The organism is Bacteroides gallinaceum, from assembly GCF_030373775.1.
In the GTDB taxonomy this organism is placed as follows: domain Bacteria; phylum Bacteroidota; class Bacteroidia; order Bacteroidales; family Bacteroidaceae; genus Phocaeicola; species Phocaeicola excrementipullorum.
Map to the genome: position 1 here is coordinate 82,084 of NZ_JAUDEN010000013.1, position 24,535 is coordinate 106,618.

Genomic DNA, 24,535 nt, shown 5'->3' on the forward strand with positions numbered 1-24,535 from the left:
GGAAAATTCTCAAGATTGTATTAAGGGGTGTTGTGAATATTTTAAGATATTCGGGCACCCCTTGTCTTTTTCATATAAATTTAAGGATGATGTGGCAGAAATTGCTTCTTGTAAGTGCATTGGGAATCGCATTGGATTGTGCCTCTCTTCGGGCGGGTACAGATGCTGATATCTTGTTTACGCTCAATGGTAACCCTGTTTCGGTTGGGGAGTTTAATGGCTATTGCGAACGCTCAGGTGCGGGGGAGGGGGAGTTCTCAGAACGTCTTTTCAATTATTTCCTCTATTTCAAGCTGAAAGTAGCCGATGCACGGCGAATGAAAATAGATACGCTTATGGATTTCCGTTTGCAGTGCAGGATGCTTCAGGGACAGGCTTTGGAGCATTATGTGGCTCAGGCTGAAGGGAAGAAAGATTATTCCAGTTTGAATGGGAGTAAGAGCCATGGGAACTTTCCGGCAGATGATTGGGTGAAAATCCAGCATATCACTTTGTCTTTGCCGCAGCATTCTTCTGCAGGGGATGAACGGAAAGCGGAACAGCGGATGGATTCTGTCTATCATGCGCTGAAGCATGGAGCTTCTTTTGAGTTTATGGCTTCACGCTACGGACAGGGAGAGGGTTTTGCTTATCGTCCGGATGAGTGGCTTCCCTTGTCGGCTTTGCTTGATGAGTTTGTAGGAAAACTCGAGCAACTGAAACCGGGAGAGTTTTCCACCCCTTTCTATTCTCCGTTGGGAGTGCATATCGTGCGTTTAATCGACCGTAGGCATGGAATGGAGGCTGAAAGTGCTGTTCCGGATCGGGGCCTGCCGGAGAAAAAGGCGCAGCTTCCATTTGCCGGATCGGATTTGTTCCGGGCGTGGAAAGATGGAACCGATAATTGGCCGGTGGCTGTTTCTGCTTTGCTAAATCGCGTTGAAGATGAATTGCTGGCCGTTTATTGGGATAAGATGCAAGGAAAAACAATGCCGTTGGAGGTTTCTGACGAAGACCTGGAGCGTTATTTCAAAAGCCATCGGAAAGAGTATCAATGGAGTCTGCCCCATTTCAGGGGAGGAGTCGTGCATTGTCTTGATAAGAAGTCGGCCTCACGTCTGAAAAAGATATTGAAGAAGATTCCTTATTCACAGTGGAATGAAAAGATCCGGGAACTGGCAGCAGAAGATGAAAGGCTGGAGGCTGTTGTCGAAACCGGAGTGTTCCGAATTGGAGTGAACGCCTATGTTGACAGGCTGGCTTTCAAGTGCGGTTCGTTTGTTCCTTTCCCAGATCTGCCTTTTACTTTTGTTTTGGGAAAACGGTTGAAAAAAGGTCCAGAAAGCTATTTGGATGTTATTGATGAGGTTCGTAAGGATTATTTGTGCTCTTGTCAAGACGCGCGATTGGCGGAATTGAAGAACCGTTACTTGGTAGAAATCAATAAAGAGGTTTTAAAAACCGTTAATTGTGGTGGAAGTAACTGATTATTGCAGTATCTTCGTTCATTAATTATTGCTGTATGAAGCGAAGTAAGGTATGGATTGTGACATGTTTTATGCTTCTTGTATGTAGCTGCCACCAGACCTCCGAAGATGATCAGAGTGGGGAACCGGTGGTTCGTGCGGGCGAGTACAGTCTGTATAAAAGCGATTTGAGGTCCGCTTTGCCAGTCGGTGTCCATGGTGCGGACAGTGTGCAGTTTGCAGAAAAGTATATTCGTACATGGGTTGAAGATATGTTGATGTATCAGCAGGCGGTTGAAAACCTTCCGGACGGCAAGGAGATAGATGAAAGGGTGGAAGCTTATCGCCGTGCGCTCACTGTACATATTTATCAAGAAAAGCTGGTAGAACAGGAACTTGGATCCAAGGTTGCTGATTCGGAAATAGAAACTTATTATAACACTCATTCTGAACAGTTTGTTGCGACGGAGCCTTACTTGAAAGGTGTATTCATGAAAGTGCCGTTGCATGCGGCTTCGCTTAAAAATGTGCGTGCCTGGATGAAGAATCCGGAAGGAAATGGCAATCTGGACCGTTTGGAGAAATACAGCATCTCACATGCGGTAAGTTATGAGTGCTTTCCTGACAGATGGAAGCCATTTTCTGAAATCTCTTTGCAGATGCCGTTGGTTAAGAAAGATCTTGACAACCTGCGTGGGCATAGGAGCGTTGAGGTTTCTGATTCTGCTTTCCGCTATCTGTTGCATGTCTGTGAAGTATTGCCGGTGGGAGAGCGTGTGCCGCTGGAATACGCTTCCGGAGAAATAAGAGAAATATTGGTGAATCTGAAACGGGCTGAGTATATAGGCCGGATGAAGTCGGACTTGTATAAGCGGGCTTTAGAGGATAAGAAGATAATTTATTATAATTGATAGAAATGAATAGACTGACTTTGACTTGTTTCTGTGTGTGTATATGTTTGATGCTGGGGATAGGCTCAGTGCATGCACAGGAAAATGTAATCGACGAAGTGGTATGGGTGGTTGGTGATGAGGCCATTCTGAAATCGGACGTTGAGAATGAGCGTTTGAACGCGCAGTATGAAGGAAGACATTTCGACGGTGATCCTTATTGCGTGATTCCGGAAGAACTGGCTGTGCAGAAACTTTTTTTGCATCAGGCAGAAATAGACAGTGTGACTGTGACTGACCAGGAAGTGTTGCAGGGAGTGGAAGCGCAGATGTCGTGGCTTATCGATCAGATTGGCTCGAAAGAGAAGATGGAGGAATATTACAACAAGACTTCCACCCAGATCAGGGAGATGCTCCGTGAGAATATCCGTAACGGAAAAACTGTACAGCAGATGCAGCAGAAAATTGTGGGGGACATAAAATTGACTCCTGCCGAGGTGAGAAACTATTTCAGCCGCTTGCCGCAGGACAGCATTCCTTTTGTCCCTACACAGGTGGAGGTGCAGATTATTACGCGTGAGCCTAAAATAAAAGAGGAGGAAATCGAACGTGTCAAGAAGGAGTTGCGTGATTTTACCGAACGTATCAATAAGGGAGAAACGACTTTTTCTACATTGGCCCGTCTTTATTCGGAAGATCCGGGTTCTGCCCGTCGGGGGGGGGAATACGGCTTTACAGGGCGCGGCGAACTGACACCGGAGTTTGCCAATGTGGTATTTAACCTGACAGACCCGAAGAAAATATCAAAGGTTTTTGAAACAGAATATGGTTTCCATATAGCCCAGCTTATAGAGAAACGAGGCGACCGTATCAGCTACCGTCATATTCTGATGAAGCCGCGTGTTGATGAAAAGGATATTGAAAGGGAGTTGAACCGTCTGGATACGCTTGCCAATGACATCCGGAAGGGAAAAGTGACTTTTGATGAGGCTGCTACATGGGTTTCTCAGGATAAAGATACGCGTAACAATCACGGATTGCTTGCCAATCCGCAGACATCCACTTCCCGTTTTGAAATGCAGCAGCTTGCAGGCCTGATTTCGCAGGAAGTTGCAAAGACTGTTGAGAATATGCAGATAGGCGAGGTTTCGCAGCCTTTTACGATGATAAACGGTAACGGAAAGGAAGTTTGTGCCATTGTGAAGCTGAAAAACAGAATAGATGGGCATAAGGCTACGATTTCAGAAGATTATCAGAGGCTGAAGGAGATTGTTACAGCCAAGAGAAGCGAGGAGAAGCTTCAGGAATGGATTGTAGAGAAACAGCGTGCTACGTATGTGAGAATCAGTCCTGAATGGCGGAAATGTGATTTCAAGTATCCGGGATGGATAAAGCAATAAGATTTTTGACAGCTGACTGATGGGTGTGATACAGAATAACAACAAACGTTCGGACCGATCTCACCGGTTCCTGTTGGTTGCGGTCCTTTGTCTTGTCGTTTTTTGTGTGTCTGCGCAAGTGGTGGATACATTGCGGAATGTCGGTGGTACCGTAAAAAAAGAAACGAAGCCCGTTGTTGTAAAAGACAGTGCGGCAGGAAGATCCGGGCAGACAGGGCAATCGCGTCAAGTGCGGAACAGGCCGGCAGCGAAAAGCAAGGTGTATCTTCTGCATTCAGATCTGCTTCGTAAAGATGCGGAGCATCCCGAAGCTCAGATTGTGATTGGGAATGTGCGCTTTCGTCATGACAGTATCTATATGTATTGCGACAGTGCCTGTTATTACGACAAAATAAGCAGCTTCGAGGCTTTCGGTAATGTGCGGATGGAACAGGGGGATACACTGTTCTTGTATGGCGACCGTCTGTATTATGACGGATTGACGCAGATTGCGCGGATGCGTGACAATGTGCGCATGGAAAACCGAACGACTACGTTGCTGACCGACAGCTTGAACTATGACCGTGTGTATAATCTGGGGTATTTCTTCGACGGTGGAACGATGATGGATGACCAGAATGTGCTGACTTCCGAGTGGGGAGAATATAGTCCGCAAACCAAACAGTCCGTTTTCAATTATAACGTGCGTCTGGTGAATCCGCAGTTTACGCTGACTTCCGACACTTTGCGTTACAATACGGCTACTAAAATAGCAGATATTGTAGGGCCTTCGGATATTTGGAGTGACGCTAATCACATTTATTCAGAGAAAGGGACTTATAATACGGTAACGGGAATGGCTGATTTGTACGACCGGTCTGTACTGACCAATGAAGGGAGGCAGCTTACGGGAGATACGCTGTTCTATAACCGGAATACAGGTGTGGGAGAAGCCTTTCATAACATGGTGATGACTGATACGGTGAACAAGAATATGATGACCGGTGAATACGGTTATTATAATGAGCTGAAGAAGTTTGCTTTTGCGACAGACAGTGCGGTAGCGATTGATTATTCTCAGGGAGATAGCCTTTTTCTTCACGGAGATACGTTGCTGATGGAAACGTTCAATCTGGATACGGATTCGATGTATCGCGAAATGAGGGCATTCCATAAAGTGCGCTTCTATCGTACGGACATTCAGGGTACGGCAGATTCGCTTGTGTTTTCTACTGTCGACAGTTGTCTTACCATGTATCGTGACCCGATTGTATGGAACAAAAACCAGCAGCTTGTGGGCGAGTTGATGAAAGTGTACATGAATGATAGTACCATCGACTGGTCGCATATTATAGGACAGGCTCTTTCGGTGGAGCGGGTGGATTCGACTTTGTATAATCAGGTGACCGGGAAAGAAATCAAGTCGTATTTCTCCGGAGGGCAGATGAAAAAAACGGAAGTGATTGGCTCTGTCCGGGTGGTATATTATCCGATGGATTCCGACAGTACGCTGATTGGCATGAATGTATCCGAAACCAGCAAGCTTGAGATTTATCTGGCCAATCAAAAGATCGAAAGGATGGTGATGAGTCCCAAGTCAAACGGAACGCTCTATCCGATGTCGCAGATTCCGCCCGGAAAGGATAAGCTCGAAAATTTTGTGTGGTTCGATTACATACGTCCGCTGAACAAGATGGATATTTTCAATTGGCGTGCGAAGCGGGTGGAAGACCAGCTGAAAAAGAATATACGCGGACCTGTGGAGTTGCCTAACAGCCATCTTTTTGATAAGAAAGAACAAAAATAGGAGATTTTATATATGAGTGACGTAATTCGGTTGTTGCCTGATTCCGTGGCTAATCAGATAGCGGCGGGGGAAGTGATCCAGCGTCCGGCGTCGGTCGTAAAGGAATTGGTTGAGAATGCCATTGATGCGGGAGCATTGCATATAGATGTCAGTGTGACGGATGCAGGCAGAACATGCATCCGGGTCATTGATGATGGAAAGGGAATGTCTGAAACGGATGCGCGCATGGCTTTTGAAAGGCATGCCACCTCTAAGATCCGGGAGGCTTCCGATTTGTTTTCCTTGCATACGATGGGGTTCCGGGGTGAAGCGCTGGCATCCATTGCTGCCGTGGCTCAAGTTGAACTGCGTACATGCCAACAGGACGGAACGTTGGGGACGCTGCTTGAAATTTCGGGTTCTAAGGTTGAAAACCAGGAAGCTGTAGCTTGCCCTAAAGGAAGCGACTTTTCTGTGAAAAATCTTTTCTTCAATGTGCCTGCACGCCGGAAATTTTTGAAATCCAACCAGACAGAGCTGAGTAATATCTTGACGGAGTTCGAAAGGGTGGCACTGGTAAATCCGGAGGTTTCTTTTACCTTGCTTCATAACGGTACGGAAATGCTTAATCTTCCAGCCATGGGATTGCGCCAGCGGATTATGGGTGTTTTCGGAAAGAAGTTGAATCAGGAATTGCTTTCGCTTGACGTTAAGACGACAATGGCACATGTTCATGGCTTTATAGGCAAACCGGAAGCTTCGCGCAAAAAGGGTGCCAGGCAATTCTTCTTTGTAAACGGGCGCTATATGCGTCATCCGTACTTCCATAAAGCGGTAGCTGACGCATATGTTAATCTGATTCCGGTTGGAGAGCAAGTTTCTTATTTCATTTACTTTGACGTTGATCCTGCCAATATTGATGTCAATATTCATCCGACAAAGACTGAAATAAAGTTTGAGAATGAGCAGGCACTCTGGCAGATTCTGTCTGCCGCAGTCAAGGAAACGCTCGGACGTTTTAATGAAGTGCCTTCCATTGACTTTGATGTAGACGGTATGCCTGACATTCCGCCGTTGAGTACGGCTCCTTATACTGCTGCCCCGGCTTCTATCAAGCCGTCATTTGATCCGACATACAATCCGTTTGATGTTTCTTCGGTGCCTCCATCCGCATATTCTTCTTATCATCCGAAAGGGAGTCCGGATTGGCAGCCTTTATTTCAAGGCTTGGAAAAACAGACGAAAGCGGAAAACGCCGTGCTTCCGGACAATGAGATCTGGGAGGAACCGGCAGAGCCAGACTCTGCCGGTGAGGGCGGTGTTCAAACCGATCTTTATTCAAAACAGGGAGCACCGGAAAACTCCATGCACCATTTTCAGTTTAAGGGAAGCTTTATCTTGACTTCCGTCAAGTCGGGATTGATGATCATAGATCAGCAGCGGGCGCATATAAAGATTCTTTATGACCGTTATATGAGTCAGATTGCAGGCCATAAGAATGCTTCCCAACGTGTCCTTTTTCCTGATATGGTGCATTTCGCTCCAGATGAAATTCCTGTGCTGAATGAAATAATGGATGATTTGAATTATCTGGGATTCGAATTGAGTGATTTGGGAAGCGGCACTTATGCCATTAATGGAGTGCCTGCCGGAATTGAAGGACTGAACCCGGAAAAGCTGCTGACTGATTTGTTGCATTCTGCCATTGATAAGGGGAGCAAAGTGAAAGAAGAGGTCCAAAGCGTTCTGGCTTTGTCTTTGGCTAAAGCGGCTGCAATCGTTCCGGGTCAGGTGCTGACTGATGAGGAGATGGATAATCTTGTGGACAGTCTTTTTTCTGCTTCTACGCCCAACTATACTCCTGATGGCAAGAAGGTGCTTGCTGTACTGAAAGAAGAGGACATAGAAAATATGTTTAAATGATTTGTACGCTTTGAAGGGCTGCAAGCTTTCCGGTGAAGCTGCAGCCCTTTTTTTCAGAGAATCTTCTCCTTTTATTCTGCTGTAATTTGAGATATGTTCCTGAGAATGTTTCTCTGTTTGGTGAGGGAAATAGCGGAATATCCGCTGAAGAAAAACAGGAACACATACCGGACACAAGCATAAAGGAAAGCTGGCAGTATTGTTTGGCCGGGAAATTTAAACGACAGCCTCTTATTTTTTCCTTTTGAACAGTTCCTTTAAGGCGATTGTCTTGTTGTTGATTAGCGGGTGTGCCCAGCATCCTATAAAGGTAAGATATCCCATGAAAAGGAATATAAGGCACATGCCTGTACGGAGATCGGTGGCGTCTGCCAGCAGGCTGATCAGCAGCGGACCTCCTGCTCCGCCCACGATTCCGGTGCAGAGTATGCCGGCAAATGAGCCGTGGTTAGCTGTCGCCGTATTTAATGCTAATGAAAAAACAATCGAGTACATCATGGATATGCAGCATCCGATAGCCGGAAACGCGATAATGGCCATATCTGCTGTTCCGAAAAGCGCTGCCGTGAGCAATAGCATTGAAATCAGGCCGGAGATTTGAAGAAGGCGGCGGCTGTCAACCAGTTTCAATAGCAGCATTCCTGCCAGACAGCCGATGGTCATCGATCCCCAGAACCAGCTTATGCATTGTGCTCCTACCGTGCGCGGGTCGATGCCGTGATAATGTTCAAGGAAAGTGCTCATGAATACCGAAGTTCCCTGTTCTGTACTCACATAGCAGAAGATTCCCAAAAAGAACAGCCACACATAGCGTTGGCGGAACAGATTGAAGTAGGATGCTGATGATCCGCTTCGTTCATCTTCCCGCAGTTCGATATGAGGAAAGCGGACGCAAGCCACTATAATCAGCATTACAGCGAGGAGCGCAGTGAACACCCAATAGAGAGATACCCAAGGGAGTTCCATCGGTGTCAGCGAGGCCAATGTGTCGAGCAGTGCGTTGTTCCCGGGTTTGTACATGTCGGGCGAGAGAGCATGGATAAGCCATGTATAGACCAGCGGACTGACGAAAGAAGCCGCTCCGAAAACAAATTGGGCCAGTTCTGCCACAAATGCGTAATTTTCTTCACCGCCTACCACGCGTTGCAGAGGATTGATGACCGTCTGCAGCATGGCCATGCCAAGTCCTATAATGAATGATGAGGCCAGCAGCACTTCATAGCAGGGAAAGCAGGCGAACAGCATTGAGCCGATGAAAGGCATCAGAAATCCGGTGAACAGTACAGGCTTTTCTCCCAAACGGTCTATAAGCAGTCCGGCTGGTATGGACATGACAGCGTAGGCGAGGAAAAATGAAGTTGGGATGAAGCCTGCCATAGCCAAATCCTTCAACTGGAAGTTGTCGATGATTTCCGGGATAAGAGGTCCGAGAATGTTGGTGATAAAAGAAATGGTGAACCAGAACATCATGATGCACACCAACGGGAAATATCTGTTTTGTCTTTTCATAAATAATAAGATTTTCTGCAAAAATACGCAGGCGTGCGGCAGAATGTCTTTATTTCTGTTGAAAGATGTTTTACATATATTGAAAAGAATACCAAATTTGTTGAAACATCTATAATATTGTTTCGGATAAGGACTTGTTGGCTTGTAAAACCTGATGGAGGTGGCTTTGCATGGCTGTCTGAAAAGAAAATCCACCCATGTCGCCGTCAGGACGGCAAGATGGGTGGATTTCCTTTCAGCATATTATTCCAGTCATTCGACAAGGTGATTGTATACTTTCAGGTTGGTGATCCGGCTCTTGAAATTGCCGGCCTTCTCCAGCGGAAAGACCAGCGTGCGCAGATAGTTCATGGAGTCTTTTCCAGCATTGAAATAAAGTTTCTGCACATCCATCTTTTCAATCAGCTTTCCATTTATATACAGAGAAGTTGACCTGTTGTCTCCCGTAATCTTTACGGTCACTCTCTCATTCGGATACGGACGGAAACCGAACGTGTTCAGATAGCCGTCGCGCGAGAATCCCAGCATGCCGTTTACAGGGTCAGACAAATAGAACACTGCGTTCGGCGAACGGAAAAGTTCTGTTCCCGGCTCCTCGGATGCAGCCTGCAAATCAAACGACACGGTATAGTCATATCCTATTTCCGGATATTCCAGTGTCATGCCCGGGCGTACCTCGCCAACCTGATAAACCAGTCCCGGCGCTTTCCCGATTCTGGCCAGCTGATTTACGCCGGGAGCCTCGCTTAGCTGTCCGCGTGCAGCATCGAAGGTGTCAAACGTCCGGGAAGGAGCAATATTCCATGTCTTTGTAGCCACCGTCTGCAAGGCTGGAAATACACGATGGTGAATGTCTTTCACCGAAACGCCATTGCCAACATGGTCATTCCACACGGCAAACATGCCTCCAAGAAGTGTGGGGTCGTATTCCTCAAACACCACATTGCCGATGTGTGCAGGTGTCCATGAGTCATAGAGGTATTTGATGTTGAGATAATCGTAATAATATCCGGCCATCGGCACGATATACATCATTCCGTCAGGGATACATACCTGCTTGTAGCCCAGTTTAGCCATTTCTTTCGGGTCGGCATAACCGTTATACCACGTATACATGTCCACATTTTCCACTTTTACCGGCGTTTCTCCTTTGGCATGTGTCAAGGCTCCCCATATGCAGGCCTTCTTCCCGTAGCTTTCCACCAGTCGGATATAATGATCCGTGAAGGCACGGAACTGTTCTACGACTTTCTGGTCTTTGTTTGAATATTCATCGGTGCCGATATGCACGCGCGGTCCTGCAAACACAGGATTCTCTCCTTCCAGATATTCCTTGAAAAGCGCATCCATGAACTTATAGGTTTCGGGATTGGACAGATCAAGATGATCCATGCCGTATTTCTTGCTTCCCAGTTCCGGCTTGTAGTGGCTGAAAGCCAATGTATGCGCCGGAGCGTCGATTTCGGGAATAATTTCAACAAACATATCCGAAGCCTCTTGCTGGAAATCAGCGAATTCCTTCTTTGTATAATATCCGTCGCGGGCTGTCAGACCGGGAAATGTTTCGCATTCCAGACGGAAAGCGGCGTATGTCTTGCTCCAGTCGTGATTGAAGAACTGCTTGAAACCGTTGTCATTCAGATGCACGTGCAGCACGTTCATCTTGTAGTAGGACAATATTTTCGCCAGGTCGCGCAAGTAAGGCATGGGAATAAATTTCCGTCCGCAGTCGATCATGAAACCCCGCATGCCATAATCCGGGTAATCGCGGATTGTTCCTTTGGGCAACTGGCGGTTCTCAGACTGCTCGCTGATCTGGAGAAGGGTTCGCGTAGCCCAGTATGCGCCTACCGGTTCTGGTGCCGTGACTTTCACCGTCTTCGCCACAGCCACCGTATATCCTTCTTTTCCCAGTTTCTTGTCTTTCTTGACAGTCAGGAAAATGTCGCCTTCCGAAGGCTTGCCGGAAACAACTTCCGGGCGCACTCCGAACATCTCTTTATAATCATCCGCAAAAAGCGTTGCCACTTTTTCCAGTGCGGGCGCATCATATACAATCCGCATATTCTCACCCGGGACGAAGAAGCCGTCCTGTCCTTTCCATTCCTTCAGCTCCGGAATGACGTTTGGTTTCACATTCGTGGCATTCGCCCCCAGACAGCCGCACAATAGCAGCGCACAGAAAATTCTCAAAATGTTTTTCATGAATATCAGTTTTATTACGTGAAAAGTTAAAGTATTATTTAGAGCGTTTATTCTTTAAGTTAAGAACCTGATATCATATTGCTTTATTGGAAAGTCTAAACAGGCTCTAAAACTGAAAGCGTGCTTTTTCTTTCCGCGAAAACGAGTATTTCTTAAGCTTCTGCGCTTGAAAGATAATGATGTATTCAGCGGATCCGGAAAAACACTGTGGCAATTTACGGGGAAATTTTTGAACCTGCAAGAAAGAACGCGAAAATATGATTCTTGGATGCAATTAGTGCGGGATGCTTGTTGTTTTCAAAAACAAGGCCGGACTTCTTGCCTGGAGTCCGACCTTGGGTTGAGGTGTGCATTGTTTTTCTTCACATTAGAACAGATCCCATGTACGGATCTGGTCTTTCCATGCGTGGTCTTTCGGGAACGGCTTCTCGTTCCAAGCCTTTACGCTGGTCCATTCTTGTGCTGCATCTGTCCAGAAGGGATGCGAAGCCGGCAAACCGAGCGGAAGGAAAGAGAGGGTAGTCATGTAAAGGCTTCCGTTGTTCGTGTACCAGTCGGCAATGTTCGGCTGTTTTCCTGTAAATCCGATGGTCAGGAAGCCTCCTTCGTTGAAATTGTGGCCGGTTGCGAACATGCGTTTCATTACGGCAGTCAGTGCGCAACGGACTTGTGCGTTGCTTACGCCTGCCGGGAGCTTCTGATACCATGCCATGAGTGCAAGCGGCTGCATGGTTGCCATGCGGTAGGGAATGGAGCGTCCGAATACGGGGAACGTCCCTTCGGGCGAGATGAAGCGTTCCAGAATCAGACTGTATTTCTGTGCGCGTACCAGTGCGCGGTCGTAATATTTGGCATAATCTATGCGTGAGCGCACTTTGGCATCTTTCATGGCCTGAAGCGTTTCCAGATACATCGGGTGGAACACATAGCTGCTGTAATAGTCGAATGCGAAAGTCGGTCCGTCAGAATACCATCCGTCGCCGGTATACCATTCTTCAACTTTACGGATAGTCGAGTTGATGCGGTATTCGTCAAATTGCGCTCCGGCCTTTGCCAAAAAGCTTTCGATGGTCGATGAGAACAGCAGCCAGTTGGTGTAAGGCGGGTCTATGCGGCGCAACTGCTGGAACTCTTCAACATACCTTTTCTTTGTGGTTTCATCCAGCGGCATCCAGAGCGCATCGTAAGCACGGAGGAAACTTTCTGCCACGTATGCGGCGTCCACAAGCGTCTGTCCTTCCTTTCTCCAAAGCAGGTAGTCGGGACTTTGCGGGTCTACGGCATTTTTATAGCTTGCCAGCGCCCATTCGCGCAGTTGTTTGCGCATCTTTCCTTCTTCGCTGTCATCGTCGGGAAGTGTCAGCCACGGTGCGATTCCGGCCATCAGCCTTCCGAAAGTTTCCATATAAGCCACTTTTTTGTTGCGTCCGTCCCATGTAGGGCTTACTTCCAGTATCATGTTCTTCTGCAGTTCACCCTTTGCCATGTTGCTCAGCACGGGTGCCGCCATGTCGTAAGCCAATTTGCACCAGTATGAACGGTCGGCAAGTGCGGCTGCGTCAGAGCTTTCCAGGTACCGTACATATTCGCAGGCAGCCAGCAGGAATGCGCCGACACCGAAATTGGCGGTAGATTCTGCGTTGATGACTTGTCCCGGGATGGCTTTTTCGCCGATCGGTTGCACATAGCCTACCGTCCCGTCTTTTTGAACGGCTGTTTCCGAAAGGTATTTCCATGCCTTTTCAATGACTGGCATATAGGTCGGCTTGTCAAGATAGCCGTTGTTTATTCCCCACATGATGCCGTACATGAAAAGAGCCGTACCGCTCGTTTCGGGCCCTGGAGCAAATTCCGGATCTATCATGCTTCGTGTCCAGTATCCTTCCGGCTGCTGGATGGCGGCTACAGCCTTTGCCATTTGGCGGAACTTGTTTACGAAAAATTCGTGATGCTTGTATTCTGCCGGCATATCTTGCAGCACTTTTGCCAGTCCGGCTACGACCCAGGCATCTCCTCGCGCCCAGAAGTCCTTCTTTCCGTTGACAGTTTTATGTTTGGGATAAATATATTTTGCATCGCGGTAGTACAAGTTTTCTTCCTTGTCGAACATGATGCTGTCTGAATAGGTGATGTATTCATAAAGCTTGTCAAGATATTTCAGATTGCCGGTTATTTTATACATCTTCGTCATCACCGGCATGGCCATATACAGTGCGTCGCTCCACCACCAGTAGTCGTTGTTGGGCGTGCTCATCTGATATTCCATCACTTCTTTAGCCCTTCTGATTTTGTAGTCATCTGGTGCAATCTGATACAGGTCGGCATACGTCTGGAAACAAATCTGATAGTCGCCGAAGAGCACGTATTCGTCTGTTTCTCCGTATGAATATTTCCATTCGGCTTTGTTGTCGCTTTTAGCTCCTTTCCATTGATTGTGCTCGGCCCACGTGGTTGTATAGTTCAGATAATCTTGGTTCCCGGTCAGGAAATAGGCTTCCATGTTTCCTGTGTGGTATACTGCATTGTCCCAGAAAGAGCGCACTTCCGCCTTGTTTTCCGCCTGCCAGTGCTGGTTTACTTTGTCGATCATCTTTCTTGCCTGAACAGCTTCCGATGTTTTCGCTGTGGCCAGTGCTGGCAGGATTCCGGCCGCACACACGAATAGAAGTTTGTTGAACTGTTTCATTATGTCCTCTAATTAAGTTTGTTATATAATTCTTTAATATCTGCTTTGTCCGCAGCCATGGACGGAGGGGGTGTGTTTAACGGATGTCTGCTTCCAGAACGTAGACAGGAGTCGGTTCGGCTTCTACAGTCTTTTCTCCGTCGCCTTGAAATGTCTTCTGTACGAAGATATGCAGCTGTTTCCGGCTTTTCCATAATTCCGAATCTATTCCCGGCTCCCAGGCTTCCACCGGGAAGTCTGTCAGATCGCTCACTGTCCATTCTCCCGATGCGATATTGTCGGTATAGGCCATCGAAACTCTGCTTCCCCGTTCCGCATCACGGAAGACAAACCATGCCTTTCCGTTGTCGACAACGATTTTGGGGCGTGCGATGGGTATCATTTTCGTTCCTCCTCCTTTCAGAGAGAACGGGAGGGTGCGGTTCATTATCTGGCGGCTGTGCCATTCTTTTCCGTCATTCCATACCAGTCTGTATTGCGGAATTTTGCTGTTGCCGTCGCGCCAGTAGGTCACGATATAGGGATGGCCCGCCTTGTCTGCGCTCATGCTTGTCTGGTTGATGAGCTCGCTGTTTTGCGGAATGCGCCAGGCATATTCTGCGTTGTCTTTGCGGATCGGCAGATTGTATTTTTCTCCGTTCGACTTATACCATGTGTTCCCTTCGTCGGGAGAATAGGCGTAACACAAGTCGTGGTTTGTTTCTACCATCCATGTTTCCCGCCATACCCACGACAGGTGAATCCCGTCTTTTTCGTCCACGTATAGTTGCCAGTAGGCGTTTCGCTGGTTTTCACCGTCAATCAGAATATCCTGTATGCGATGCCATGCGCGTTTCTTCAGATCGTATTTGTTCAGAATCAGATTGCCTCTTCCGGAAGCTCCCGACCGGTAGGCAAACAGCAGGTTTCCGTCGGTCAGGCGGTAGAATTCCGGATAGGTCACGTCCTCTTCGTCTTTTCCTGTCATGGAAATCTTTTCTTCTAAGGCCAGCGATCCGGGAGCGGTGCTCCGGGCGTAATTGAGTTTTTGTCCGTGATGGTCGAATGCTACATGGATGTATCCGTCGCCGTCGGTCATGATGCTGATAACGTTGTGCGCGTCTGCCACGTTTCCTTTATATTGCGTCCGTCTGATGGTCCATTCCGCAGAACCGAGTTTGCGCTTTCCCAGCGTGACATATCCTTCCGGATCGTAATAGGAAATATATTGGGTGTTTCCGTCCGTAACAACGGATGAACTCCGGAAAACTGCGGTATTGACCGATGTGTTGCTGTAGCCCATTCCGGCTTTTACCAGCCGTTGGCTTATTGCCGGAACAATGAATCCCGAAAGCAGCAGCAAAGTGAAGAAACGTATGTATTTCATAGCTTGATGTTTTTATTGTTCGTTTTTCACAAAGATACGGCTAAACTTGCTCATATGTCATGAAAAATTCGTCATCGGTGGCATAGAAACTCGGCTTTTAGTCTATATCTTCTTTCTCAGATACTCCGAAGGAGCCATTCCGTATTCATCCTTGAAGCATTGACGGAAATAGGCCACACTGCTGAATCCTGTCAGGTCGGAGATTTCGGCGATTGAATGTTCGCCGTCAGCGAGCAGCTCCACGCTTTTGCGCATTTTTATTTTGCGGATGAATTCGTTGACAGACATGTCTGTGAGTCCTTTGATTTTTCTGTAGAGCGTGGAGTGGCTCATGCACATTTTGTCGGCTATGAATGCCACGTCCATTTTGTCCATGCTCAGATTTTCTTCAACGATATCCGTCACTTTCTTCAGGAACTCCTTGTCGAGCTTGTTCAGGTTGTTTTCCTGACTCTCCATTGCCTGGCTTGCTTCTTTTTCCGCTTCGGGAGTGGAAGGCACGAGGTTTGCCGCGATTTTCCGCCGGTTGTTCAGAATGTTGTTTATGCGGCTTGCCAGCAGACGCGCGCTGAAGGGTTTTGTTATGAACGAGTCTGCTCCGGCCGCATATCCTTCTTCTTTGTCCTGCAATGTGTCTTTTGCCGTGAGCAGAATAACCGGAATATGGCTGGTCCGCATGTCCTCCTTTATCATTTTGCACAGTTCGATTCCGTCCATTACGGGCATCATGATGTCAGAAACGACGATGTTCGGAATACGGGTCGATGCGATTTCCCATCCTTCTTTCCCGTCGTTGGCTATCAGCACATCGTATATGCTTTCGAACGAACTTCGGATATATTCGCTGATGTCGCGGTTGTCTTCCACGACAAGAATGAGCGGCTTGTTTTCGTCTGTTTCGATGTTCGCGCTTTCAGGTTTCTGCTCTTCCGGCCTGTCCGGTTGTGCGACTATCTTGCGTTCTGCGTTCGGGTAGGTGTTTTCCGTGAGCAGGCGGAGGATGAATTCGCTTCCTTTTTCCGGTTCGCTGTTCACTTTGATAGTGGCCTGGTGTATGTCGGCAAGCGATTTCACGAGCGCGAGTCCGATGCCTGAGCCTGATGCCTGGTATTTGCTGTCGCCTTGATAATACCTTTCAAAGATGTGGTTGAGCGATTCTTTCGATATTCCGTGTCCCGTATCCTTGACCGATATCTCCGTGTAGGCCACTCCATTTTCTTCGCACGAGCTGAGCTGAAGTATTATTTCTCCTTTCGGGGTGTATTTCAGTGCGTTCGACATCAGGTTGTCGAGAATAATGGTGATTATCTCCCGGTCAAAGCAGATGGAAGTGCTTTCTGTCTTTATTTCTGTACTTATATCCACATTCGGATTCTGATTCAGTTCCTTGTATTTGAGTCCGATTTCCTGAATCAGCTTGCCCAGGTCGTCTTGCGCTACTTTCAGCTTTCTGTTTTCGGTTTCGGTTTTGCGGAACTCCAGAATTTGGTTGATCAGGTTCAGCAGCCTGTTCGCGCTGTCCCTGATGATGCTGATTTTGTTCAGATGTTTGGGCGAAAGCGTCCTGTCTGCAAGCAAATCCTCCAGCGGGCCAAGTATCAGCGTGAGGGGAGTGCGCAGTTCATGCGTGATGTTCGTATAAAAACGAAGCCGTTCGTTGTTCAGCTTCTTGTCTATTTCGTGCTGGTGGTGTTCCAGGCTGAGGCGGCTTTCCAGCGCGAGCTTGCGTTTGTAGAAGCGCACAATGAGGTACAGTATTCCTGCGCAGATAATCACGTAAAGCAGTTTTGCATACCATGTGAGCCAGAGCGGAGGACTGACGGTGATTTTCATCGAGGCGAAATCTTCTCCCCATTCCTGATTGAGAAGCCGGGCCTTTACTTTGAACTTGTATGTTCCGGGTGAAAGGTTGCGGAAAATCATCTCGTTTTCTTCTCCCGTTTCAAACCACGTTTTGGTGAGTCCTTCCATCATATAGGCATATTCAGCCTCAGAACTCAACGTATAGTCCATTACATTGAATGTCACGGCAATGGTGTTGTTGTGGTGCGAAACTTTCACGCTTTCGTTGTCGGTCCGTTCAAGGACGGCCTCTTCCAGGCTTTTCGATTTGTTTCCGTAGCTTTTGATTCCGGTAATCTTGATTTTGATGCGGCTGTTGTTGTCGGTCAGCTGTTCGGGAGTGAAGTAGCATACCCCGTTTTGCGATCCGAAGTAAATCGTGCCGTCTTTGTCTTTGCATACAGAACCGTCCATGAAATCTGTCTGAGGCACTCCCTGCTGGTGTCCGTAGTTGTAGAAACGCTGCTTGTCGGGCCTCCATAGCGAGATGCCTCCGTTTGTGCTGAGCCAGATCTGGCTTTTGTTGTCTTCAATGACGGCTCTTACATTTTCTGTCCGGAGCCCCTGCTTGTTTCCGTATATGTGGAGTGTGTAGTTCTTCGTATCGCTTATGTGCGCGACACCGGCTCTTGTCGCCACCCAAAGTTCATTCTTGCTGTCCTTGTATATGGCGTTGACGGCATTCGATGCCAGTCCGTCGGATGTTTCAATCCGTTTCACCAGTTTCTGGTTTTTATCGAATACGAACAGTCCTTTCCCGAAGGTGCCTACCCAGAGTTTCCCTTCTTTATCTCTTGTAATCCCGTGTATCATGTGGTCCGGCATTTGCCGGGTGATGTTTTCTTCTCTCTTTACGGCTCCGTTTCTTAACGTATACAATCCTTCCTGTGTGCCGATCCACAGGATTCCTTCCTCTTCGAAAAAGCAGCACACTTCGGCGTCCGGTTCGTCCGGAATCGCTATCCTTGTCACTTCCGTTGTTTTGGGGTTGCATTTGAGCAGGCCGTTGCAGTACATCCCGAGCCAGAGCATTCCGTTTTTGCCGGTGTGTATATGGGATACGTGTGTGAACGGAATCGTTTTGTCCTTCAGTGAAATGACTTTTTTGATGTCTTTTCCGTCGAACATCACTATTTCGTTTTCTCCTCCTGCCCACAGATGTCCCTCGTTGTCCAGCGCAAGCCCCCACACCTGTTTGCCAATAAGCTGCCCGTCCATCATCCTCAGAAAGTCGAGCGTCTGGAAGTCCGGCTTTTTATAGCTGAGAAAATCTACGCCTCCCCGGTAGTTGCCCAGCCAGATGTTCCCGAAACAGTCTTGCATGAAGCAGCGTGCGTTGGGGGACGAAAGCCCGTGCTTGTTGCCTGTAAACGTGATGTTTTTGAAATGCGTGTCTTCGGGGCGCGTAAATGAATTGGCATGCAGGTCAAGGATGCTCGCTCCTCCCATATAGGTGCAGATCCATATTCTGCCTTCTTTGTCTTGTCCGATGTCGTTTACCTGGTTTGATATGAGCGAGTATTTGTTTTCGGGGTTGTGTCTGAAAACCGTGAATGTTCCTTCTTCAAGGTTGAACAGTGCCAGTCCGTTTGACGTCCCCACCCATATATTCCCCGTGTTGTCGATGAATATTGATTTCACGCAGTTCCCCGGAAGGCTGTTCGGGTCATTGGGGACATGCATGAAGTTTTTGCATTGACGCGTTTTCAGGTCGACGACACTCAGTCCGTTCGTGTTTTTCCCGACCAGCAGGTGGCCTTTCCCGTCGTCTGCCGCACACCAGTAGTTGCCTTCCAGTCCTTTGATGTCGCTTGCCTTGTAGCTGGTAAACTTCTTTTCCTTGTTGCTGTAATAGTCGATTCCCAAGTGGTAATGCACGATCCACAGCCCTCCGTCTGCCGCGGGCACAATGTTTGTAACGTCGTCGGTTATGAGTTCTCCCGAGCGGAAAAAGCGGGTGAAGCGTTGCTGCTTGCAGTCGTAGAGGCAGATTCCGTTTCGCTGTGTCCCTATCCACACTGCATCGTCATAGCTGTTGTAGAACAGTACATTAAGTTCATTGCTGCTGATGTTTGAGTTGGAAATGTTGTATGTGGTGAACCGTTTTCCGTCGAACCGGCTCAAGCCGGATTCTGACGCAATCCAAATGTATTCTTGTTCGTCTTGCGTGATGTCTACGACATAGTTGCTTGCCATTCCGTCGGTAACGTCCAGACGCTTGAATGTGAATTCACTTTGTGCGCGGACCTCCCCGTTTCCTATTGCCAGCAGAAGCAGTGCGGCAAATCCTGTCATTATTTTGATGTATGTTCTTCGTATCATGCGAACAAATATAGTGAAAAGAGATTAAGGTTCTGGTTTTGTCGGAATGTTTTTTCTCCCTTTCAGGCGATTAGACGAATTTTTCTCTGCTCGTGAACGGTTTGTGATTGCTTGAAAGACAGTTTGTCTGCCCGTTATGTATTAAAGCCCGCTTTATGCTTGTCTCTTTTACGGTCCGGCACTTGGACCGTATGGATCACGCAGTGAACCGTATGGTCCACATATGTGATCCGTACGGTTCACGTGCTGGACTATAGAATATGTGAGCGTATATGCAGTTTTCGGGTGTGGCAGAAAGGCAGACTGGTGAAGATGCACGGATTTTATCTGTGTTCCGCCTTTTGGCATTTGTTCGTGTCTTGTGTGGAAATTCCGGGCTATCTGCTTATTTTTTCTATTGTTGCGCTTATTTTTCTATGTTTTTGCGGTTTTTAATGTTGTCTGTTGATTTGGGAAATAGGGGGAAGAAGTTGATTTTGATTGACGGCATGGAGGGTGACCTGACCACAATCAACCCGCAGGATATTGAAAGCATCTCTGTGCTGAAGGATGCTGCCGCATCTTCCATCTACGGATCCCGCGCTCCGTTCGGCGTTATTCTGGTGACGACGAAAAGCGGCAAGACAGGGCGCGCGCAAGTGAACTATAACATGAACGTGCGTTTCCAGACTCCGCTGAACATGCCGGAGATGGCGAACTCGTGGGAGTTTGTAAACTTGTTTGATGAGGCGAAGTTCAACAACTCCGGCAACCACCTGTATGAAACCGACTATATGCAGCAGGTGAAGGATTATATGGAGGGAAAGACCGATGATGTAGTATGGGGGAAGGATCCGGAGGCAAATGGAACTATGATTACACCATCGCCAACGTCGACTGGCTGGAAGAATATTACAAAAGCATGGCTCCTTCACAAGAACACAACATCAGCGTCAGCGGAGGAACGGACAAGCTGACTTATTATGTTTCCGGAAACTACATGGGGCAAAAGGGGTTCATGCGTTACGGCCAGGACACCTATAACCGCTATACCTTTACAGGCAAGTTCAGTGCTCAGATGAACAAATGGTTGAAAGTGGATTACTCCAGCCGCTATGTACGTACTGATTATGGAAGGCCTACCACGATGGATGACGGCTTTTATGATAATATTCTTCGTCGTGCTCGTCCCGTCCGTGCCAAATATGATCCGAACGGTTATCTGATGGCCGATATCAACTATATTTCTGCATTGCAAGACGGTGGGCGGCATAAAGAACAGAATGACATTCTTTCTCAGCAGTTCCGGTTCACGATTACTCCGTTAGAGAATTGGAATATTATCGGTGAAATGAACATCAAGACTGACAATGATTGGACACATGAGGAGGAGCTGGTTACTTATGCGCATTATGCCGACAATCCGGAAGAAACGTATATCCCAAGTACGACAAGCGCAACTAAACCTTCAGTTTCGGAATATTCATTGAAACAAACTTATTTGAATCCGACTTTATACACGAATTATAATTTTTCGTTAAATGACCTGCATAACTTTACAGTGATGGCTGGTTTTCAGGCCGAAATGATGAATTATCGGGATGTGACCGCAGAACGTGCCGGGCTGACCACCTCTGACCTTCCGGTGCTCTCACAAACCACTGATGTGGATGATTACACTATCGACGGAATCTATAAGAACTGGAAGACCGCCGGATTTTTTGGGAGAATCAATTATGACTATAACGGAAAATATTTGGCTGAATTCAATCTGCGATATGATGGTTCTTCACGTTACCGCAAAGAAAACCGTTGGATCTGGACGCCGTCTTTCTCTTTGGGATGGAATATGGCACGCGAAGCTTTTTGGGGCGATTTGGCCAATTACATCGGCACATTCAAATTGAGAGGCTCCTATGGTGAACTTGCCAATCAGAACACAACTAACTGGTATCCTACTTATCAGATTATGACGGTTACCGCCAGTAACGGTAAATGGCTGCAGGACGGTGCATTCCCCAATACAGCAACCGTTCCTGGGTTGGTTTCTACGGGTCTGACCTGGGAGAAAATTAGAAATACCAATCTCGGTCTTGATTTCGGTGCGTTCAACAACCGTTTGACCGGATCATTCGATTACTTCTGGCGCAAGACGAGAAACATGGTTGGCCCTGGTGTTGAGCTTCCTGCTATACTGGGAACTGATGTGCCAGTGACTAATAACTGCGACTTGACAACATTCGGTTGGGAACTCTCGCTGGGCTGGAGAGACAAAATCGGTGATTTCAGCTACGGAGTGAAAGTGAATGTTTCCGACAGCCAGACTCGCATTGACCGCTATGCAAATCCGACAAATTCATTGGATACATACATTGCAGGAGAATTGGTGGGTGAGATTTGGGGATATGAAACGATCGGCATCGCAAAGACGCAGGAGGAAATGGACGCTCATTTAGCTTCTTTGCCGAACGGCGGACAGACTGCTATTGGCACGAAATGGGAGGCCGGCGACATTATGTATGCCGACTTGAACGGCGACGGTAAAGTTGATAACGGAAGTAACACTTTGGGCGATCATGGTGACTTGAAGAAGATTGGTAACGAAACGCCGCGTTTCCGCACGGGCATTACATTGGATTTCCAATGGAAAGGCTTGGATTTCTCCATGTTCTGGCAGGGAGTGCTGAAGCGTGATTATGCTCCGGGAGAGAACATCTTGGTGTTTTGGGGCGTGACCGGAAGCGGGCAGTGGTGGTCTACTGCATTCAAAGAGCATATGGATTATTTCCGTGCGGAGGACACATCGTCTAATTTGGGAGCGAACGTTGACGGATATTATCCTCGTCCTTTGTTCAGCAACAAAAATCATCAGACGCAGGCCCGTTATTTGCAGAATGCTGCCTACATGCGGCTGAAAAATCTGCAGCTGGGATATACGTTCCCGAAGCATATCATTCAGAAAATCGGTCTGCAGAATGTAAGGGTATATGTTTCGGGTGAGAACTTGTGGACAATCACAGGGCTGAGCAAGACAATGGATCCCGAAACTGTCGGAATAGGCAAGCAGGGAGGTACTGTGTATCCGTTGTCGCGTACTTATTCATTTGGCTTGAGTGTTAACTTTTAATTAGAATGTACATTATGAAAAAATATGACTTTATGAAAGTTGCAGGTAGACTGTTTATGGGCGTTTCGTTGTTTGCCTTGGCTGCATGTAATGATTTTCTGGACGAGGAGCCCCAATCTGACGTGTCACCCGAACAGTACCTGTGGAGTGAAGACCAGTTGAAGGCTTATGTGGACAATTATTATGCGGATTATGACAATTATGACGGGGACAGCGATGACAAGGGAGGCATGCTTCCGAGCCATTATGGCAGTGAGAACGGTTCGCCATATTATGATGACGATGCGACAGATAACCAGCAGGGAACAAACGGGCGCTATTTGCAGGATACATGGACTGTCGGGCAGACAGGCGGAAAGTGGAACTTTACTAATATCTATGCGCTGAATTATTTCATTGAAACCGTCACTCCCCGTTATGAGGAGGTCTCTATTTCAGGATCGGCTGAAAACATTGAACAGTATTTGGGGGAGGCGCATTTCCTCCGCGCATTGGAATATTTTTATCGCTTGCGCACTTTGGGTGATTTCCCGATTGTGGAGAATACGCTGTCTGATAATATGGAGGAGCTGACGGAAGCTTCTGTCCGCAAGCCGAGAAATGAGGTGGCGCGTTTTATCTTGGAAGACCTGGATAAGGCTATTGAATTGTCAACGAACAGTCCGGCCAAAACCCGTATCACCAGAAATGCGGCTTTGGTGTTGAAGTCACGTGTCGCCTTGTTTGAAGCCACTTGGGAAAAATATCATGCCGGAACAGCTCTGGTTCCGAACGGATCCGGATGGCCGGGTGCAGAAAAGGAGTATGGACAGAATTACCAGTTTCCGAATGATGAAGGTACTGCAGAAGGTGAAATCAATTTCTTTCTGGATGAAGCGATGGATGCGGCTTCACAAGTGGCGGATGCTGTAGAGTTGACTTCAAATAATAAGACGATGCCGGATGATGGGAGTGCAAATGATTACTATGACATGTTTGCTTCTCATGACCCGAGCGAATACTCGGAAGTGATTATGTACCGTGAGTATAGCTTGTCATTGAATGCTACGCATCATTTTAATCATTATATGTACCATGGCGGAAATACCGGTTATACAGCGCAGTTTGAAAAAGCTTTTTTGATGGAGAATGGTTTGCCTTGGTATGATGCAAATAGCGGATATGCTGGTGATGATTACATAAGTGATACAAAAACTGGCCGTGACTGGCGTTGGCAGTTGTTTATGAAAGCACCCGGAGATGTGAAAGCGACAGAAAATATTACTACTCCTGAAACGTTTCCGACGGCTCCCCGTGTTTATATATCAGACTCCAGAAATGCCACATCTACTGGTTATATTCAGGGAAAAGGGCATTCGATGGATTATAATGATCAAGTGCTGGGGCAGGATCAGACAGCATTTGTCGTTTATCGTGCGGCTGAAGCTTACTTGAATTATATAGAGGCTTCTTATTTGAGATACGGAAACTTGAATGATACGAAACTTGATACATATTGGAGAAAGCTACGCCAGCGTGCGGGGGTTGATGAGGACTATAATAGTACAATTGCAGCCACTGATATGGCACAGGAGGCCGAAAATGACTGGGGAGCATATTCTCACGGGCAAATTGTGGACGCTACTTTATATAATATCCGCCGTGAACGTCGTTGTGAATTCATAGGTGAGGGATTCCGTTATATGGATTTGATTCGTTGGAGGGCAATGGATCAATTAAATGGTTATCAATTGAAAGGAGCTAAGATATTTGGTCCGATGGAAGATTTGTTCGTTGATAGCGAAACAGGTGAATCTCTTCTGAAATATGATCAGGCAGACGAGGCAGACAATAATGTGTCTTCTCCTTCTGATGGGGATTATTTACTGCCGAACAGAAAAACTTCAACAAATGAATACTATAATGGTTTTTATTTCTTTGAAGCGCATTATCTGTATCCAATTGCTGTTCAGCACTTTTTGATTACTTCCTCAGATGGAGCAAGTGTGGATGATTCTCCGATTTATCAGAATCCAGGTTGGCCGATTGTTTCGGGAGCAACTTGTGAATAAGATGATATAGCATTAAGTGGGATAA

13 protein-coding genes are annotated in these 24,535 nt (G+C 47.2%); 8 read left to right on the forward strand and 5 right to left on the reverse strand.

Annotation, left to right across the window (positions count from 1 at the left end; genetic code table 11):
* Positions 1–86: 86 nt before the first annotated feature.
* Genes QUW60_RS08760 through mutL form a run of 5 tightly spaced genes read left to right on the forward strand, consistent with a single transcriptional unit; the run spans position 87 to position 7,423 of the window.
* Complete coding sequence (locus QUW60_RS08760; RefSeq protein WP_289559901.1) at positions 87–1,466, forward strand: peptidylprolyl isomerase; 1,380 nt, start codon at positions 87–89, stop codon at positions 1,464–1,466.
* A 35-nt stretch (positions 1,467–1,501) separates the two neighbouring features.
* Positions 1,502–2,356: a peptidyl-prolyl cis-trans isomerase gene (locus tag QUW60_RS08765; RefSeq protein WP_258337978.1), complete on the forward strand. Its 855-nt coding sequence runs from the start codon at positions 1,502–1,504 to the stop codon at positions 2,354–2,356.
* A gap of 50 nt (positions 2,357–2,406) precedes the next feature.
* Positions 2,407–3,735: a peptidylprolyl isomerase gene (locus QUW60_RS08770; RefSeq protein ID WP_375337964.1), complete on the forward strand. Its 1,329-nt coding sequence runs from the start codon at positions 2,407–2,409 to the stop codon at positions 3,733–3,735.
* A gap of 16 nt (positions 3,736–3,751) precedes the next feature.
* The gene (locus QUW60_RS08775; RefSeq protein WP_375337965.1) at positions 3,752–5,521 is read left to right on the forward strand and encodes an OstA-like protein; all 1,770 of its coding nucleotides are present in this window, start codon (positions 3,752–3,754) and stop codon (positions 5,519–5,521) included.
* 12 nt (positions 5,522–5,533) lie between these two features.
* Complete coding sequence (mutL, locus tag QUW60_RS08780) at positions 5,534–7,423, forward strand: DNA mismatch repair endonuclease MutL (protein ID WP_258337981.1); 1,890 nt, start codon at positions 5,534–5,536, stop codon at positions 7,421–7,423.
* Between the two features lie 231 nt (positions 7,424–7,654).
* On the opposite strand, the gene QUW60_RS08785 is transcribed toward mutL, so the two are convergent.
* From QUW60_RS08785 to QUW60_RS08805, 5 genes are all read right to left on the reverse strand, one after another.
* Entirely contained in the window at positions 7,655–8,932 is a 1,278-nt protein-coding gene (locus QUW60_RS08785) for a sugar MFS transporter (protein WP_289559905.1), read from the reverse strand.
* Between the two features lie 252 nt (positions 8,933–9,184).
* Positions 9,185–11,137 carry a beta-N-acetylhexosaminidase gene (locus QUW60_RS08790; RefSeq protein ID WP_289559907.1) on the reverse strand — a complete coding sequence of 651 codons (1,953 nt, stop codon included), beginning with the start codon at positions 11,135–11,137 and terminating at the stop codon, positions 9,185–9,187.
* Positions 11,138–11,504: 367 nt separating this feature from the next.
* A complete protein-coding gene (locus tag QUW60_RS08795; protein WP_289559909.1) occupies positions 11,505–13,823 on the reverse strand; it encodes a DUF2264 domain-containing protein in 2,319 nt (772 codons plus the stop codon).
* Positions 13,824–13,899: 76 nt separating this feature from the next.
* Positions 13,900–15,189, reverse strand: coding sequence for an alpha-l-rhamnosidase (locus QUW60_RS08800; protein WP_289559911.1), 1,290 nt, complete (start codon positions 15,187–15,189; stop codon positions 13,900–13,902).
* A gap of 102 nt (positions 15,190–15,291) precedes the next feature.
* Complete coding sequence (locus tag QUW60_RS08805; RefSeq protein ID WP_289559912.1) at positions 15,292–19,353, reverse strand: hybrid sensor histidine kinase/response regulator transcription factor; 4,062 nt, start codon at positions 19,351–19,353, stop codon at positions 15,292–15,294.
* Positions 19,354–19,823: 470 nt separating this feature from the next.
* Here QUW60_RS08805 and QUW60_RS08810 point away from each other — a divergent pair, with 470 nt between their 5' ends.
* The 3 genes from QUW60_RS08810 to QUW60_RS08820 are packed head-to-tail and all read left to right on the forward strand — an operon-like array spanning position 19,824 to position 24,510.
* A complete protein-coding gene (locus tag QUW60_RS08810; protein ID WP_289559914.1) occupies positions 19,824–20,309 on the forward strand; it encodes a TonB-dependent receptor plug domain-containing protein in 486 nt (161 codons plus the stop codon).
* Entirely contained in the window at positions 20,255–22,459 is a 2,205-nt protein-coding gene (locus QUW60_RS08815) for a SusC/RagA family TonB-linked outer membrane protein (RefSeq protein ID WP_289559926.1), read from the forward strand. The genes QUW60_RS08810 and QUW60_RS08815 overlap by 55 nt, the downstream gene beginning before the upstream one ends.
* 32 nt (positions 22,460–22,491) lie before the next feature.
* Positions 22,492–24,510 carry a RagB/SusD family nutrient uptake outer membrane protein gene (locus tag QUW60_RS08820; RefSeq protein WP_289559916.1) on the forward strand — a complete coding sequence of 673 codons (2,019 nt, stop codon included), beginning with the start codon at positions 22,492–22,494 and terminating at the stop codon, positions 24,508–24,510.
* Positions 24,511–24,535 lie beyond the last annotated feature (25 nt).